16 protein-coding genes and 1 tRNA gene are annotated in these 16,267 nt (G+C 39.2%); 1 reads left to right on the top strand and 16 read right to left on the bottom strand.

The features are described 5' to 3' along the window. Window positions 1-220 precede the first annotated feature (220 nt). From eno to SFC47_RS08795, 10 genes are all read right to left on the bottom strand, one after another. Window positions 221-1,519, bottom strand: a complete 1,299-nt coding sequence (eno, locus tag SFC47_RS08840) for a phosphopyruvate hydratase (protein WP_411253913.1) — start codon at window positions 1,517-1,519, stop codon at window positions 221-223. A 29-nt stretch (window positions 1,520-1,548) separates the two neighbouring features. Beyond that, window positions 1,549-3,081, bottom strand: a complete 1,533-nt coding sequence (gene gpmI / locus SFC47_RS08835; RefSeq protein WP_411253912.1) for a 2,3-bisphosphoglycerate-independent phosphoglycerate mutase — start codon at window positions 3,079-3,081, stop codon at window positions 1,549-1,551. Further along, the gene (gene tpiA / locus SFC47_RS08830; protein WP_411253911.1) at window positions 3,074-3,835 is read right to left on the bottom strand and encodes a triose-phosphate isomerase; all 762 of its coding nucleotides are present in this window, start codon (window positions 3,833-3,835) and stop codon (window positions 3,074-3,076) included. The genes gpmI and tpiA overlap by 8 nt, the downstream gene beginning before the upstream one ends. A gap of 33 nt (window positions 3,836-3,868) precedes the next feature. Further along, window positions 3,869-5,053 carry a phosphoglycerate kinase gene (locus SFC47_RS08825; protein ID WP_411253910.1) on the bottom strand — a complete coding sequence of 395 codons (1,185 nt, stop codon included), beginning with the start codon at window positions 5,051-5,053 and terminating at the stop codon, window positions 3,869-3,871. Window positions 5,054-5,198: 145 nt separating this feature from the next. Continuing rightward, entirely contained in the window at window positions 5,199-6,206 is a 1,008-nt protein-coding gene (gap, locus tag SFC47_RS08820) for a type I glyceraldehyde-3-phosphate dehydrogenase (protein ID WP_411253909.1), read from the bottom strand. Between the two features lie 84 nt (window positions 6,207-6,290). Next, window positions 6,291-7,313 carry a sugar-binding transcriptional regulator gene (locus SFC47_RS08815; protein WP_411253908.1) on the bottom strand — a complete coding sequence of 341 codons (1,023 nt, stop codon included), beginning with the start codon at window positions 7,311-7,313 and terminating at the stop codon, window positions 6,291-6,293. Between the two features lie 133 nt (window positions 7,314-7,446). Then, entirely contained in the window at window positions 7,447-7,704 is a 258-nt protein-coding gene (locus SFC47_RS08810) for a glutaredoxin family protein (protein WP_411253907.1), read from the bottom strand. Window positions 7,705-7,717: 13 nt separating this feature from the next. Further along, the gene (gene rpoN, locus SFC47_RS08805; protein ID WP_411253906.1) at window positions 7,718-9,043 is read right to left on the bottom strand and encodes an RNA polymerase factor sigma-54; all 1,326 of its coding nucleotides are present in this window, start codon (window positions 9,041-9,043) and stop codon (window positions 7,718-7,720) included. A 147-nt stretch (window positions 9,044-9,190) separates the two neighbouring features. Then, entirely contained in the window at window positions 9,191-10,192 is a 1,002-nt protein-coding gene (locus SFC47_RS08800; protein WP_411253905.1) for a DUF3231 family protein, read from the bottom strand. Window positions 10,193-10,327: 135 nt separating this feature from the next. Next, window positions 10,328-10,399, bottom strand: a tRNA-Arg gene (locus tag SFC47_RS08795). Window positions 10,400-10,597: 198 nt separating this feature from the next. Between SFC47_RS08795 and clpP the strand changes: the two genes are divergently transcribed. Further along, complete coding sequence (clpP, locus tag SFC47_RS08790; RefSeq protein ID WP_179595237.1) at window positions 10,598-11,203, top strand: ATP-dependent Clp endopeptidase proteolytic subunit ClpP; 606 nt, start codon at window positions 10,598-10,600, stop codon at window positions 11,201-11,203. A 42-nt stretch (window positions 11,204-11,245) separates the two neighbouring features. On the opposite strand, the gene SFC47_RS08785 is transcribed toward clpP, so the two are convergent. The 6 genes from SFC47_RS08785 to trxB all read right to left on the bottom strand — a co-directional run bounded on the left by SFC47_RS08785 (window position 11,246) and on the right by trxB (window position 16,255). Further along, window positions 11,246-11,503, bottom strand: a complete 258-nt coding sequence (locus tag SFC47_RS08785; RefSeq protein ID WP_411253904.1) for an HPr family phosphocarrier protein — start codon at window positions 11,501-11,503, stop codon at window positions 11,246-11,248. Between the two features lie 26 nt (window positions 11,504-11,529). After that, entirely contained in the window at window positions 11,530-12,480 is a 951-nt protein-coding gene (whiA, locus tag SFC47_RS08780; RefSeq protein WP_411253903.1) for a DNA-binding protein WhiA, read from the bottom strand. Between the two features lie 44 nt (window positions 12,481-12,524). Further along, the gene (locus SFC47_RS08775; RefSeq protein WP_411253902.1) at window positions 12,525-13,508 is read right to left on the bottom strand and encodes a gluconeogenesis factor YvcK family protein; all 984 of its coding nucleotides are present in this window, start codon (window positions 13,506-13,508) and stop codon (window positions 12,525-12,527) included. Beyond that, window positions 13,505-14,398: an RNase adapter RapZ gene (gene rapZ, locus SFC47_RS08770; protein WP_411253901.1), complete on the bottom strand. Its 894-nt coding sequence runs from the start codon at window positions 14,396-14,398 to the stop codon at window positions 13,505-13,507. The genes SFC47_RS08775 and rapZ overlap by 4 nt, the downstream gene beginning before the upstream one ends. A 19-nt stretch (window positions 14,399-14,417) precedes the next feature. Continuing rightward, window positions 14,418-14,876, bottom strand: coding sequence for an NUDIX hydrolase (locus SFC47_RS08765; protein ID WP_411253900.1), 459 nt, complete (start codon window positions 14,874-14,876; stop codon window positions 14,418-14,420). A gap of 428 nt (window positions 14,877-15,304) precedes the next feature. Further along, a complete protein-coding gene (gene trxB, locus SFC47_RS08760; RefSeq protein ID WP_411253899.1) occupies window positions 15,305-16,255 on the bottom strand; it encodes a thioredoxin-disulfide reductase in 951 nt (316 codons plus the stop codon). Between the last annotated feature and the right edge of the window lie 12 nt (window positions 16,256-16,267).

The raw sequence follows: 16,267 nt of genomic DNA, 5'->3' as shown, positions 1-16,267 counted from the left end.
CGGGCACTCCAGCTCATCTGCATTAACCCAAAACTCGTTTTTTCTCATGCTTCGGGCACTCCAGCACCTCTGCATTGACCCAAAACTCATTTCCTCCCATGTCTCGGGCACTCCAGCTCCTCTGCATTGACCCAAAACTCGTTTTTTCTCACGCTTCGGGCACTCCAGATCCATTACTCAAAAAGGCACTCATTCGTCAATGAGTGCCTTACCTTGATGATTATTTCTTTAAGTTGTAGAAAGATTTTAATCCATTGTATTGTGCAGTTTCACCTAATTGATCTTCGATGCGAAGCAATTGGTTGTATTTCGCAACACGGTCTGTACGTGAAGGTGCACCTGTTTTGATTTGACCCGCATTTGTTGCAACAGCGATGTCAGCGATTGTGTTATCTTCAGTTTCACCAGAACGGTGAGAAATAACAGCTGTGTAACCAGCACGCTTCGCCATTTCAATTGCGTCAAATGTTTCAGTTAATGTACCGATTTGGTTAACTTTGATTAGGATAGAGTTGCCGATTCCTTTTTCAATACCTTCAGAAAGCTTTTTCGTATTAGTAACGAATAGGTCATCCCCAACTAATTGAACTTTTTTACCAAGGCGTTCAGTTAGAAGCTTGTGTCCTTCCCAATCGTTTTCATCTAAACCGTCTTCGATAGAGATGATTGGATATTTAGTAGACATATCCTCATACCAATCAACCATTTCTGCAGAAGTCTTAACAACGCCTTCACCTTTAAGATGGTATTTCCCATCTTCTTTGTTGTAGAACTCAGAAGAAGCAGCATCCATTGCTAAGAATACTTCTTCACCAGGCTTGTAGCCAGCTTTTTCAATTGCTTGAACGATTGTTTGAAGTGCTTCTTCGTTAGATCCTAGGTTTGGAGCAAATCCACCTTCATCACCAACAGCAGTGTTAAGGCCTTTTTCTTTAAGAACAGACTTTAAGCTGTGGAAGATTTCTGCGCCCATACGAAGTGCTTCTCTGAAGTTAGGAGCTCCAACAGGCATAACCATGAATTCCTGGATATCAACGTTGTTATCAGCGTGCTCTCCGCCGTTTACGATGTTCATCATTGGCACTGGAAGCTGCTTAGAGTTGAATCCGCCAAGGTATTGATATAAAGGAATATCTAAGTAGTTTGCAGCAGCATGAGCTACAGCCATAGAAACACCTAGGATGGCATTTGCACCTAGTTTCCCTTTGTTTTCAGTTCCATCAAGCTCGATTAAAGCTTGGTCAACAGAAACTTGATCAAGAACACTGAACTCTTCGCCCACTAGATGTGGAGCAATAATTTCATTTACGTTATCTACTGCTTTTAATACACCTTTACCAAGGTAACGTTCTTTGTCTCCATCACGAAGTTCAACTGCTTCATATTCACCAGTAGAAGCACCGCTTGGAACTAAAGCACGGCCAAAAGCTCCTGATTCAGTAAATACTTCTACTTCAACTGTTGGGTTACCGCGGGAATCTAATACTTCACGTGCGTATACATCTGCAATAAATGGCATTTAATTTCTCTCCTTTTGATATATAAAATTTATTTAATTAATGATTTCCCTGTCATTTCCTCTGGCTGATTTACACCAAGCAATTTTAACATCGTTGGAGCTAAATCACCAAGGATTCCACCTTCACGCAATTCTACATCATTTTTTGTGATAATGACTGGAACTGGGTTCGTCGTATGAGCTGTCATTGGCTCACCTTCAATGGTGATTACCTCATCTGCATTACCATGGTCAGCTGTTATAATCGCTGATCCACCTTTTTCAAGAATTAAATCAACAATTTTACCTAAGCATTCATCAACGGTTTCAATTGCCTTTACAGTTGGTTCCAGCATACCTGAATGACCAACCATATCAGGGTTTGCAAAGTTTAGGATAATAGCATCAAATTTATCATCTTGAATTTCCGCGAGTAGCGCATCTGTCACTTCATAGGCACTCATTTCCGGCTGCAGGTCATATGTTGCAACTTTAGGTGAATTGATCAGAATCCGTTCCTCACCTGGGAATTTATCCTCACGGCCGCCGCTCATAAAGAAGGTAACATGCGGATATTTTTCAGTTTCAGCAATTCTTAATTGCTTTAATCCATTTTGCGACAATACCTCTCCCAAAGTGTTATCTAAGTTAGAAGGCTTAAACGCCACATATCCATTTACCGATTCACTGAAGTGTGTTAAACAAACAAAGAACAAATTCTTCGGATGCTTCTCACCGCGATCAAATGGACGGAAATCTTCGTTTGTAAATACATTCGAAATTTGGATTGCCCGGTCTGGACGGAAGTTATAAAAAATGACTGCGTCGTTTTCCTGAATAGTCGCAACTGGCTTTCCATCTTCTTTTGTTATGACAGATGGAATAACGAATTCATCAAAAATTCCATGCTGATAAGAATCTTCTACAACGTCTAATGGATTTGTGTAGGCAGGTCCATCTCCATATACCATGGAGCAATATGACTTTTCCACACGCTCCCAGCGCTTATCGCGGTCCATTGAATAATAGCGTCCAGATATGGTAGCAAACTCACCAACGCCATACTCCTTCATTTTGTCCAGAGTCTGCTGAATATATGTTGCTGCTGTTTTCGGACCAACATCACGTCCGTCAAGGAAGCCATGAATATAAACATTCTCTACGCCTTCCTCTTTCGCCATCTTTAACAAAGCAAACATATGGTTAATGTGGCTGTGTACACCGCCATCAGATAACAACCCAAATAAATGAAGGTTTGTACCGTTTTTCTTCACATGGTCCATCGCACTGCAGATGGTTTCATTTTTTACAAATTCACCTTCACGAATCGCAATGTTCACCCGTGTTAAGCTTTGGTATACAATCCGGCCGGCACCAATATTTAAATGGCCCACTTCGGAGTTACCCATTTGACCCTCAGGAAGTCCAACTGCCTCACCAGAAGCCGTTAAATGCGAGTGGGGGTAAGAATTCCAATACCGGTCAAAGTTTGGTTTTTTTGCATGATAGACTGCATTCCCTTTTTGTTCATCCCTGCATCCAAATCCATCGAGAATGATGAGGGCAACGGGAGACTTACTCATAACTTCCTGCCTCCAATAGCTGCAAGAATGAATTCGGCTCAAGGCTTGCGCCGCCAACTAGAGCACCATCAATATCTGGCTGTGCCATGTATTCCTTAATATTTTCAGGTTTCACACTTCCGCCATACTGAATTCTAACAGCATTTGCAACCTCTTGATTAAATTGCTGCGCGACAACTTGACGAATATGAGCACATACTTCATTTGCATCTTGAGCAGTAGAAGATTTCCCTGTTCCAATTGCCCAGATTGGTTCGTAAGCTATAACTGTTTGTTTTACCTGCTCATCTGTTAAACCAGTTAAAGCTTTTTGAATTTGTGAACCAACAAGTTCATTTGTTTCACCGTTTTCACGCTGCTCTAATGTTTCACCGCAGCAAACGATTGGAGTTAAATTATATTTAAAAGCTGCTAATGTCTTTTTATTAACACTTTCATCGGTTTCATTAAACATTTCACGGCGTTCTGAATGTCCAAGAATCACATATTGAACCCCAATTTCAGAAAGAGGCTTTGGACTAATTTCCCCTGTAAAAGCTCCGCTCTCTTCGAAATGCATGTTTTGAGCCCCAATTTTTACATCGCTGCCTTCAGTAAGTTCTACAAGACTTTGTAAAAATAACGCTGGTGCACAAATAACGGAATCCATTTTTTCATGATGTGGAACAAGACCTTTTACTTCCTCTGTAAAGCTCTTAGCCTCAGCAAATGTCTTATTCATTTTCCAGTTACCTGCAATAATTGGTTTACGCATTGGTGGCACTTCCTTTCTAACTACAAGTTAAAATTATTTATCATTTAAAGCTACAACACCCGGAAGTTCTTTGCCTTCCATGAATTCAAGTGAAGCTCCGCCGCCTGTTGAAATATGACTCATTTTATCTGCTAAATCGAATTTTTCTACTGCTGCTGCAGAGTCTCCGCCGCCAATGACTGAATATGTACCTTCTGCTTCGGCAAGTGCTTGTGCCACTGCCTTCGTCCCGCCAGCAAATTTATCAATTTCAAACACACCCATAGGTCCATTCCAGATTACTAATTTGGACTTTTGAATAACTTCACGATAGATTTCTCTTGTTTTAGGTCCAATATCAAGGGCTTCCCAATCAGAAGGAATCTCTTCAATTGCTACTTCTTTAGAATTCGCATCTGCAGAGAAATCATCCGCAACGATTGCGTCAACCGGCATATAAAAATTGACACCTTTTTCTTTTGCTTTTTCAATAAAGGAATTTGCTAGATCAATCTTGTCAGCTTCAAGAAGTGACTTACCAATTTCATGGCCTTGTGCCTTAATAAAGGTATAAGCAAGTCCGCCGCCAATTATCAGATTATCAACCTTTTCTAATAGGTTTTCAATCACGCCAATTTTGTCCTTTACCTTAGCACCGCCAATGATAGCTGTGAATGGACGCTCCGGATTTGATAATGCTTTTCCTAGTACATCAAGCTCTTTTTCCATTAGAAGACCAGATACAGCAGGAAGATGGTGTGCAATACCTTCTGTTGATGCATGAGCTCTGTGAGCTGCACCAAAGGCATCATTTACATAGACATCCGCAAGCTCAGCAAAGGATTTTGCTAGTTCAGAATCATTCTTTTCTTCTCCTGGGTAAAAACGAACGTTTTCTAGAAGGAGAACATCGCCCTCGTTCATAGCTTCAATTTGAGATTTAACAGAATCTCCATAAGCTTCATCCGCTTTTTGCACGTTCTTGCCTAGAAGCTCAGAAAGTCTTACACCCACTGGAGTTAAGCGCATTTCTTCTACCACTTTACCCTTTGGTCGTCCAAAATGGCTTGCAAGAATAACTTTTGCACCCTGATCAATTAAGTATTGGATAGTAGGTAATGCTGCGCGGATTCTTGTTTCATCCGTGATTTTCCCATCCTGCATTGGAACGTTAAAATCAACTCGGCAGAAAACGCGTTTTCCTTTTACATCAACATCTTTTAATGTTTTCTTATTCATGCGAAAAGCCTCCCTAGAGCATTATATACACAAAAAAAAGGGAAGGGGGAATGTTCCCCGCTCCCCTTTGAAATACCATAAATCATTATAGCTGTTAGAAGAAAGAAATACCATTATCAGCCAAATAATGAATGAAAGTTTAGGATTATAGACCTTTTTGAGCGATATAACCAATTAGGTCAACTACACGGCTTGAGTAACCAACTTCGTTATCATACCAAGATAATACTTTAACCATATTATCTTCAAGAACCATAGTTGATAATGAATCAATTGAAGATGAAGCAGGGCTGCCATTATAGTCAGTAGAAACTAATGGAAGTTCGCTGTAGTGAAGAATTCCTTTTAATGGACCTTCAGCTGCTGCTTTTAGTGCTGCATTTACTTCTTCAGCTGTAACATTCTTTTCTAACTCAGCTACTAAGTCAACGATTGAAACATTTGGTGTTGGTACACGAACAGCCATACCATTCAACTTACCTTTAAGCTCTGGAAGAACTAAAGAAACTGCTTTCGCTGCACCAGTTGATGTTGGAATCATGTTCTCTGCTGCTGCACGTGCACGACGGTAGTCCTTATGCGGTAAATCAAGGATTTGTTGGTCATTAGTATAAGAGTGGATAGTAGTCATCATTCCACGCTTAATTCCGAATTCATCATTTAAAACCTTCGCAAAAGGAGCTAGACAGTTTGTTGTACATGAAGCGTTCGATAATACGTGGTGGTTTGCAGGATCGTATTGATCATGGTTAACACCCATAACGATAGTGATATCTTCGTTGTCTGCTGGAGCTGAAATGATAACCTTTTTTGCACCTGCTTCAAGGTGTTTCGCAGCGTCATCACGCTTTGTGAAACGTCCAGTTGATTCAACAACTACCTCAACACCAAGATCTCCCCAGCCTAATTGAGCAGGATCGCGTTCAGCAAGTACTTTTACCTTTTGGTTGCCAACTACTAGGAAAGAACCGTCAACTGTTACATCTTGCTGAAGAGTTCCATGAACTGTATCGTACTTTAAAAGATGCGCAAGCATATTTGCATCTGTTAAATCATTGATTGCTACGATTTCCATTTCTGGGTTATTTAATGCCGCACGGAATACGTTACGGCCGATACGGCCAAATCCATTAATACCAACTTTTACTGTCATTGTTATTTCCTCCTTGTATTGAAAAAGGTTTATTTTTGGCTGTGTTCAATTATTGTGATGAAACAAAGCCTTATTTAAAAAGGATTAACCTTTTAATAACTTTCTTGCGGCACCTTCGTCTGTGATGAGAATCGTCGAGGGTGGTGCTTTTTTCATATATGCTTTTATTGCTTTCGCCTTTGAGGCTCCGCCCGCAACAGCAATTACGTTTGGAATCTGTGCCAGGTCTTCTAGTTGAAGTCCAATGGTTAGTACCTTATGGACAATCTCGCCTTTTTCATTGAAATAATAGCCGAAGGCTTCCCCTGCTGCCGCATTCTCTATAAGTTTTTGCTTGACCTCAGGTTTTGAGTTTCTTCTTTCAGCCATTGTGATAGCGTCCCCTATTCCATGAAGAACCATGCTTGCGGATTTAATTAAGTTTAAGACTTCATGAATTTCTGGTTCTTTAATAAGGGATTGATAAATTTCATTACTAACTTGGTCAGGAACATAGAATACACGATGTTTTGACTCTGTATTTTTCGACATAATTGAACTAATTGTATTTGCCTGGTTTTGAACATCCTCACCAATGCCTCCCCGAGCAGGAACAAAAAGAAGATCCTTTTTACCAAGCTCCGGTGTAAGCACATTTGCGACAGCTGCCATCGTTGAGCCGCCAGTTACAGCGATAATATTTTTTCCTGTTAAATAGTTTTTCATGCAGATTGCGCTAGCCTTACCAAGGTCATTCTTCACCATAGAAGACTCATCGCTATTACCAGGAACAATTACTACCTTACGTATTTTGAGGCGGTGCTTCAATTCAAGTTCCATGACGTCAATTCCGATTAATTCACGTATCATGTCTTCCAAGTCTTCTAGTAAATTTTTCCCTTCAAGGGTCAAACTCATTCCTATATTGTTAATCGAAACAAGATTTTGTTCCTTTAGAAAATCCACTTCACTTCGAAGGACTCGTTCTGTATAACCAAGATTAGCAGCAAGACTTCTTCTTCCAACGGGCTGCATAAAACCAATATGCCTTAGGATAGAATATCGTTTATGTAGCACTTGAAGGAGGTCAGGTAATAGTCTTTTTTGGATATCGATGAGTGATTGCATAACATCCTGCTCCTTTATTATATGTAACTGGTCATAAAATGTCCACCCTAGACAAATTATGTCCCACTTCATCGAAAAAAAATCACCCCTGCTAACAATTTACATTCTAACAGGAGCGAAAACCTATTTCAACTTAAATGTTTTGGTTTTTTTCTTGCAAACGGTTACTTATGTCAGTTTTATTAATAATTCCAAATGCAGCTTCTTCTCCATTAATATGAACCACAGGAATCATAATTCCAAAAGCTTCAGTTAATTCATCACTTTCGTCAATATCAATTTCATCTAAGGTAAAATCCCATTCTTCTTTTAATTCTAAAATTATTTTTTTCGCCTTCTCACAAAGTGGACAGCGCTTTCTCGTATAAAAGGTAATCACTGTTTGCTGCATTTTTCAATTCCTTTCAATCAAACCTTTTTCTTTTAGAGGAGGACTGTATCCCCAACTGATCTCGATATTTTGCAATCGTCCGCCTGGAAACCACGATACCTTGGGTACTCTTTAATCTTTCTACTATGTCTTGGTCGGATAAAGGACTTTGTTTGTTTTCTTTTTCAATCATATCTGCTATAGCATTTTTCACCTGACTAGAGGATGTATTTTCGTTTGAAACCGTTTGAATCGTACTTGTAAAAAAAGATTTTAACGAGAAGGTTCCAACGGGTGTCTGGATGTATTTATCCTTTACTGCCCGGCTTACTGTTGATTCATGAATATCCAGCTCTGACGCAATTTCCTTCATGGTCATCGGTACAAGATATTCGCTCCCTTTTTGAAAAAATAGCGTCTGCTTTTCAACTATTTTCCTCGTTACTCTTGTTAAGGTTTCTTTACGCTGCTCAATACTTCTCTGTATCCATTGATAATCTTGGAACTTTTCTTGCAGGAAACGGCCAACTTGTGAATCCTTTTCTGCACTAAATTTTTGATAATATTGGTCATTAAAGCTAATTTTAGGAATGATGTCATCACACAATCGGACAGAGAACTGGTCACCAGCCCGTTCAACAATAGCATCAGGGACGATATAGGATGCACTTTCCTGCTCTAAAAGCGCACCAGGCCGAGGGTTCAGCTTTTGTATGGTATCAAATACTTCTTGTACTTTCTGTAAAGGAATATTCAGTTCTTTTGCAATAAGCTTCCATTTCTTTTCGGCAAATGGTACGAAGTAGTGTGTAAGAATACTTAACGCTATATCGTCTTTAAGGTTTTCCCGCTCAATCTGAATTAATAAGCATTCCTGAAGATTCTTTGCCCCAATTCCAACCGGCTCCAAGGCCTGAATTACAATGATGCTCTCTTCAACCAGTTCCAATTGAACACCCAATTTATCTGCAATTTCCTCAGGAGAAGGTATTAAGTATCCGTTTACATCAAGATTCTGAATCAAATATTTTATTATTTTTAATTGGATACTAGAGTATTTATGAAGATTAAGCTGATTTAACAATTGGTCTTCGATGGAAGATGATTTTGCTGCAATTTGTTCTATCCACTCGTTTTCCGTATTTCGCGTATGTTTCCGCCGATTGCGGTCTATTAATGGGTTAATAGGCTGAATGTTGTTATTATCCACTTGCAGCAGGGGATTTTCAAGCGCCTTGTTTTCTAAAAAAGAAGATAGCTCTTGGGCTGAATATTGTAACAGTGCAATTGCCTGTGTTAATTCCTGCGTCATTGCCAATTTCAAAGATTGCTGCTGCCATAATCCTGCTTTTAAGTCCATTTCCTAACCCCCCTTTTTCTATTTTACAGGATTTTAGACTATTGGTGAATGGATAATATATGATTATAAGGACTTTTAGAGGATATGAGCACTTATTTTGGTTATAAAAGTAGAAAAAGACTCTCATGTAGACAAGTCTTCTTCTCTTTATTTCATATTTTCAAGCTCTTTTCGATTAGGCGCCATTGGAGGCTGCTGCATCCAGCCCCGGTCAACCATTAAATTAAACCCTTTACCAGCATAAATCATAATTTCTGAAATGAATTTTTGATAATTAGCACCCAAGTCTGTTCGCATTGACACGGACAATGCGTGACCAAGCAGCGATATATCAATCCCATTTAAGGCGTGAAATAAGGTAACAATTAGTTTATTTGAAAATGGAAGAAGTGTTGAATCTGTTATCTCCATATTGGTTGAGGTATTGCCAAGAAGCTGCTCTTTTTCTAAAATTTCTTGAAATACTCTAATTTGCTTTTCTGAAATCTCTTTTCCTTCTTTAATAAATTCCTTGATCTCTTTATCCTTTACCACCTGAAGTAACGCAGAACACAAAAGTATCGAGAAATAATTGCGTTCAATATTAAAAAAGATTTCGGCTATTTCAATTGCATTTAATGGTCTTTTCTTAATCATCCCGCTTAAATACGAAAGTTTCTCAATGTATTCTACCTGCTTTGGATAAGGAATCATGGGTGGGCGATCATATAAACCCTTTGACAACAGGAGTACGGTTGAATCCTTAAATAATAAGGATGCTTCATTTACAGCCGATACATAAAAATTGAGTACATCTTCCCGAGCAACATTTGCTGTCAGAAAACCAGAGTTAATCATATCCAGCCGGTTCATCATATAAACAAAGGTTAGACCAAACATATCATAGAACAAAGGCGGTGCTGCATAATTAATATCTTCATCTGTAAAGGGAACAGGTAAGGGTATATGCTCCTTCGAAAAAATAGCAGCTATTTGCTGGATATGACCTTCAGATTTCTTAAGCGCTTTTTCCAGCAGGGGTTTAATTTCTTCATCCTGATTGTGATGCAGAAAGTACTTTACTAAACAAATTGCCATACTCTCTTGGATAAAGGTTGCCCATAAACCGCCAATTTCCGCACTTGATAATCTTATACTGTGCTTCACCATGATTGATGCCTCCCCTTATCAGTTCTAATTGAAATTTTCCCTCTAGGCAGTTGCTTTATTCATGGTTCAAGCGAAGCGCTATACGAAAAAAAAGCCTCTACACTAAATAAGCGTAGAGGCTTTTGTTTACTTTGACGCGCTCGGAGGGAATCGAACCCCCATTTTAAGAACCGGAATCTTACGTGCTATCCGTTGCACCACGAGCGCATATATGCGACTTACATATTATATGCCAATTTGTGAAACTTTGCAAGTCTGATAGGTTTAAAAAAGTCCTCAATGGTTATGCTGAATTAGTGAAAGTTGTCGAACAAATTTAAAAGCGAATTGTTTGACCTTAATTGACCATCAGTGTATCATTAACTATACATATTAATACCTTTCATACTTAAAGGAGGAAGAAAAATGAACTTGATTCCTACAGTTATTGAACAAACAAACCGCGGAGAGAGAGCTTACGATATTTATTCCCGTCTCTTAAAAGATCGGATTATCATGCTTGGCAGCGGTATTGATGATCATGTAGCGAACAGCATTGTTGCACAATTATTATTCTTGGAAGCGGAAAATCCTGAAAAGGATATATCCATTTACATCAACAGCCCTGGTGGAAGTATTACAGCTGGGATGGCCATTTATGATACGATGCAGTTCATTAAACCGGATGTTCAAACCATTTGTATCGGTATGGCTGCATCCATGGGTGCCTTCTTACTGGCTGCTGGTACAAAAGGTAAACGCTATGCATTACCAAATGCAGAAGTAATGATTCACCAGCCATTAGGCGGAGCACAAGGTCAGGCAACTGAGATTGAAATTGCTGCTAAGCGTATTCTATTCCTACGTGAAAAATTGAATGGAATTCTCGCAGAGCGTACTGGCCAGCCTCTTGAAGTAATCCAAAAAGACACTGACCGTGATAATTTCATGACAGCTGAAAGAGCAAAAGAATACGGTTTAGTTGATCACATTATCACTAGAAGCCTTACAGAAGAAAAGAAAGATAAATAGTAATAAAAAGAGTTTGACCCATTTTAGGTCAAACTCTTTTTATTATTGTTCATTTTGGACAAATTCAGTTAATGCTGCAACAGCTCTATCTTCATCATCGCCATCTGCCACAATATTAACCACTACTCCTGAGCCGACAGCTAAGCTCATTAAACCCATTATGCTTTTTGCGTTTACTTTTTTGCCATCTTTCTCTAAGAAAATATCAGCAGAAAAGCGGTTTGCCTCTTGAACAAATAATGCTGCTGGCCGTGCCTGAAGACCCGTTTTCAACTTAACTTCTACTTGTTTCTCTATCATTACAAAATCCTCCTCATGTTTTTCCTCTATTTTCTTGTAGCCATTTCACCTATCCGCAATTTTTCAGCGATTTCATCAATCTTTCTTAGCCGATGATTAATTCCTGACTTACTAATGGTACCGCCGCTAACCATTTCGCCTAGTTCTTTCAGGGTCACATCCGTGTAATGTAAACGGAGTTCTGCAATTTCTCTTAACTTATCTGGCAAAATATTCAGCCCGACCGTATCATTAATATAACGAATATTTTCAACCTGACGAATCGAAGCGCCTATAGTCTTATTTAAGTTCGCTGTTTCACAATTAACCAGCCGATTAACCGAATTTCTCATATCCCTTACAATCCGCACATCTTCAAAGCGAAGAAGTGCATTGACTGCACCCACAATATTTAAAAACTCGGTAATTTTTTCTGCTTCTTTTAAGTAAGTAATATAGCCTTTTTTTCGTTCCAGCGTTTTGCTATTAAGACCAAATTTATTCATTAACTCGCATAAGGAATCATTATGTTCCTTATATAGCGAAGCAATTTCCAAATGATAAGATGAAGTTTCTGGATTATTAACAGAACCTCCAGCAAGGAATGCACCTCGTAGATATGAACGTTTACAACATTTCTTCTTTATGAGGTCACTAGAAATATCATGGATGAAGGTAAATCCATCACCCAGGATTTTCATATCCTCCAATATTTCCTTAGCACGCTGAGATAGACGCACAATGTAAACATTGTTCTTTTTTAATCTCATTTTCTTTCGAACCAATAGTTCTACTTGAACATCATAACTCTTTTTTATTAAAGTATAAATCCTTCTTGCGATTGCTGCATTTTCTGTCTGAATATCAACAATTAACTTTCGGTTAGAAAAGGACATAGACCCATTCATTCGTATGAGTGCAGCGAGTTCAGCACGAATACAGCATGGCTTTATCTCCAAGTTCGTCAGTTCTTTTTTCGTTTCCGAAGCGAAAGACATCCCTTCACCCCCTTTAATCCGGGTTTTTAATCCGGATACTATTATTACGCTTCATATCTCTTTTTGGTTTCACGTACGAGCAAATTATATAATATTTTTGCTACCTTCTTTGGATCATGTCTAAGTGCACCATTTTCCTGTACCGCAATATCTGCATGAACCACTTCAAGACCCAGCTCAAAAATACGTTCCAAATCATAGTTGACAGGATTCGCAAGTTCTTCATTATAGCGAAGTTGAATATCTTCTGGTATTTCTTTGTCATTTACAAGGATGGTATCCATAAATGCACAGGCCATATGATCATAAATGGCCTTTACATGATCGCTCGCTGTGAATCCGTGTGTTTCACCTGCCTGAGTCATCAAATTGCAAATATAGACCTTTTTGGCATGTGATCTGCACACTTCTTCCCCTAATCTTGGTACAAGTAAATTAGGCAATATACTCGTATACAAACTGCCAGGTCCTAAAATAATTAAATCTGCTTGTCTAATGGCTTGAATTGATTCTGGAAGAGGTGTAATAGTTTCAGGTGTTAAAAACACCCTTTTTATTTTTTTGCCTGAATAGGGAATTTTCGATTCACCAGATACAACTGTCCCATCCTCCATTTCCGCATGAAGAACAACGCTCTGGTTTGCTGCAGGCAGGACCTTGCCTCTGACATTTAATACCTTACTCATCTCTTGTATCGCATGGACAAAGTTTCCGGTTATAGATGTCATTGCCGCCAATATCAAATTACCCAGTGAATGCCCCGATAATTCATTGGAGGTCTTAAAGCGGTGCTGAAACATCTCTTCAACAAGCGGTTCAACATCTGATAAAGCAGCTAACACATTTCGGATATCTCCAGGCGGCGGGATTTGCAGGTCATCACGAAGCCTTCCTGAGCTCCCGCCATCATCCGCAACCGTCACAATGGCGGTAATATCAACTGGATATTGTTTTAATCCCCGTAGTAAAACAGGCAATCCTGTTCCTCCGCCAATGATGACAATTCTTGGCTGTCCTAACTCGCTCATGTCGTTTGATCCTTTCTCCTCTCAATGTCACGATGTGAAACTAGTGTCTTGTAATCACCTGCAAAATGTTTAGCAAGGTATTCTGCAAGCGTAACGGAGCGGTGCTGTCCGCCGGTACAGCCTATTGCGATTACAAGCTGCGCCTTTCCTTCCCGTTTATAATGAGGAAGCATAAAGCTGAGTAAGTCTGTAACCTTCTCTAAGAATTTATGCGTTTCATTCCATTTCAAAACGTAACTAGAAACATCTTCATCTAGACCTGTTTTTGGTCTCATATGATCGATATAGTGAGGATTCGGCAGAAAGCGTACATCAAAAACTAAATCGGCGTCGATTGGAATTCCATGCTTAAATCCAAATGACATGACATTGACAGTAAAGATTGATTGATTATTCGAAGTAAATTCAGTAATGATCTTTTCACGCAATTCACGTGGTTTCATTTGCGATGTGTTATAAATCAACTGGGCTCTGCCTTTTAATTCATCAAGAAGCTCTCTCTCCAATTTAATTCCTTCTAGAGGCAATCCTGATTGTGCGAGCGGATGAAATCTTCTTGTTTCTTTATATCTTCGAACCAAAGTAGCATCATCTGCATCCAAGAACAAAATCTGCGGGCTCACCCAAGAGGTTTCTGCCAGCTCATCCAGTGCTTTAAATAAATGATCGAAGAACTCTCTTCCTCTTAAGTCCATTACTAATGCTACTTTATTCATTTTATTCCCAGATTCCTTCATAAGTTCAAGGAATTTTGGAAGCAGAGTCGGAGGCAGGTTATCCACACAGAAAAACCCTAAATCCTCTAAACTCTGGATCGCAACTGTTTTTCCAGCTCCAGACATCCCCGTAATGATAACCATTTGCGTTTCATTTGTCGCTCCCGTACTCATTCTATATTCCCCCCTCAGGTTAACTTGGATCTAATCGATAACTAATTAATTGAAAATCTTTTGTATAAGTAAAAGTACCGTAAATAATTCCATTTCCATGAATCATGTAATCAATGATATGATAATCTCCTGCCGCCATTGGCAGGTTTTTAAGTTGATTGAGGTGCTGCCATTCCAGTTTTCCCTCTTCTGACTCGTCCACCTGCATTCCATCAGAATCAGTCGCAAAGAAAGTAAACATCATCCATTCGGATAATACTAAGTCATTTTCTTTTATAATGAAAGTAAAAATACCTTTCAACTGTGGATTTTTTAAGTAAATACCTGTTTCTTCCCGATACTCTCGAATACAGGAATCACGAACGGATTCACCCGGCTCCATTTTGCCGCCTGGTGCCACCCACCAGCCCCGCCGCGGTTTTTTCAACATTAATACTTGATTATCTCTAATTAGCACACAATTGGTGACTCGCTGCACAACACTCACCCTCTACAAGAAAAGCGGAGCGCCTTGCCCAGGGGCGTGAGTCTAGACGAGCCGGCAAGAAGGTTGCGCTCTTTAACCTTCTTGACGGATTGGCTTATGACCCGAGCCCCTAGGCGCGGAGCTAGACAATTCTCAAAGTTAAAAGTTTATTCTAGTTTATCTAATACAATGCTCAGTTATATAGAAAAAAGCGCATATTTATTCCTCTTATTATACTCCTTTTGGAAAGCGGTCACAATGAAATCAGATTTCTTAATTTTGTTAAAAATATGTAAAAAAATAGCACAGGCTTTAAAAGCCTGTGCACCAAGTGAATATTTTTAAAGGGGGTCAATTCTTATTTACATTCTACCTTATTAATATTTCACCTTTGTTACAGCAGAATTAAAACAGGATTACGTTTATGAAAAATTTGTAAATTACTGCTTGATCTTTAATTCTTCTTTAAGTTCTTCTATATAATGCTGCGCACTTTGTGCGGCAATACTGCCATCACCCGTAGCGGTAACAATTTGTCTTAGTGTTTTCTCACGAATATCTCCTGCAGCAAAAATGCCAGGTACTTTTGTTTCCATTCGCTCATTCGTTTCAATATATCCATTTTCATTCGTAATACCTAAATTTGAAAATGGCTTAGATAGCGGGATCATACCGATATATATAAATACTCCATCTGCTGAAAGCTCCTGCTCCTCGCCATTTTCAGTGGAAACAAGAGTTACACTGCCTACTTTTCCATCCTTATCATTAATCGATTTAATGGTATGATTCCAAATGAAGTCGATTTTATCATTGGCAAAAGCACGGTCTTGAAGAATTTTTTGAGCACGAAGTTCGTCACGACGGTGTACAATCGTTACTTTAGAAGCAAATCGTGTTAAATAAACACCTTCTTCAACAGCCGAGTCTCCGCCGCCAATCACATATAACTCTTTACCTTTGAAAAATGCTCCATCACAAACCGCACAATACGATACACCGCGGCCGCTAAGTTCTTTCTCCCCTGGTACTCCTACCTTCTTGTATTCAGCACCTGCAGAAATAATAACAGAATAAGCCTTGTATTGCTTTGAACCTGCAATAACAGTTTTGGTGTCGCCATTGTCGATAATTTCTTTAATATCGCCATACGCATATTCGGCACCAAATTTTTTGGCATGTTCAAACATTTTGGTGGATAAGTCAGGACCCAGGATACTTTCAAAACCAGGATAGTTTTCAACATCCTCTGTGTTAGCCATTTGGCCTCCAGGCATACCTCGTTCGATCATAAGTGTTGAAAGATTCGCACGAGATGTATAAACAGCAGCTGTCATACCAGCAGGACCAGCGCCAGCGATAATCACATCATAAATTTTTTCCTCTGACATATTTGTCACTCC

The sequence above is a fragment of the Neobacillus niacini genome, assembly GCF_046591715.1.
Classification (GTDB): domain Bacteria; phylum Bacillota; class Bacilli; order Bacillales; family Cytobacillaceae; genus Neobacillus; species Neobacillus niacini_L.
This window is presented reverse-complemented; position numbering and strand designations above follow the sequence as displayed.

Excerpts from the sequence above, each read along its gene's own strand:
- eno (WP_411253913.1), bottom strand. The coding sequence starts at position 1,519 with ATGCCATTTATTGCAGATGTATACGCACGTGAAGTATTAGATTCCCGC.
- gpmI (WP_411253912.1), bottom strand. The coding sequence starts at position 3,081 with ATGAGTAAGTCTCCCGTTGCCCTCATCATTCTCGATGGATTTGGATGC.
- tpiA (WP_411253911.1), bottom strand. The coding sequence starts at position 3,835 with ATGCGTAAACCAATTATTGCAGGTAACTGGAAAATGAATAAGACATTT.
- SFC47_RS08825 (WP_411253910.1), bottom strand. The coding sequence starts at position 5,053 with ATGAATAAGAAAACATTAAAAGATGTTGATGTAAAAGGAAAACGCGTT.
- gap (WP_411253909.1), bottom strand. The coding sequence starts at position 6,206 with ATGACAGTAAAAGTTGGTATTAATGGATTTGGCCGTATCGGCCGTAAC.
- SFC47_RS08815 (WP_411253908.1), bottom strand. The coding sequence starts at position 7,313 with ATGCAATCACTCATCGATATCCAAAAAAGACTATTACCTGACCTCCTT.
- SFC47_RS08810 (WP_411253907.1), bottom strand. The coding sequence starts at position 7,704 with ATGCAGCAAACAGTGATTACCTTTTATACGAGAAAGCGCTGTCCACTT.
- rpoN (WP_411253906.1), bottom strand. The coding sequence starts at position 9,043 with ATGGACTTAAAAGCAGGATTATGGCAGCAGCAATCTTTGAAATTGGCA.
- SFC47_RS08800 (WP_411253905.1), bottom strand. The coding sequence starts at position 10,192 with ATGGTGAAGCACAGTATAAGATTATCAAGTGCGGAAATTGGCGGTTTA.
- clpP (WP_179595237.1), top strand. The coding sequence starts at position 10,598 with ATGAACTTGATTCCTACAGTTATTGAACAAACAAACCGCGGAGAGAGA.
- SFC47_RS08785 (WP_411253904.1), bottom strand. The coding sequence starts at position 11,503 with ATGATAGAGAAACAAGTAGAAGTTAAGTTGAAAACGGGTCTTCAGGCA.
- whiA (WP_411253903.1), bottom strand. The coding sequence starts at position 12,480 with ATGTCTTTCGCTTCGGAAACGAAAAAAGAACTGACGAACTTGGAGATA.
- SFC47_RS08775 (WP_411253902.1), bottom strand. The coding sequence starts at position 13,508 with ATGAGCGAGTTAGGACAGCCAAGAATTGTCATCATTGGCGGAGGAACA.
- rapZ (WP_411253901.1), bottom strand. The coding sequence starts at position 14,398 with ATGAGTACGGGAGCGACAAATGAAACGCAAATGGTTATCATTACGGGG.
- trxB (WP_411253899.1), bottom strand. The coding sequence starts at position 16,255 with ATGTCAGAGGAAAAAATTTATGATGTGATTATCGCTGGCGCTGGTCCT.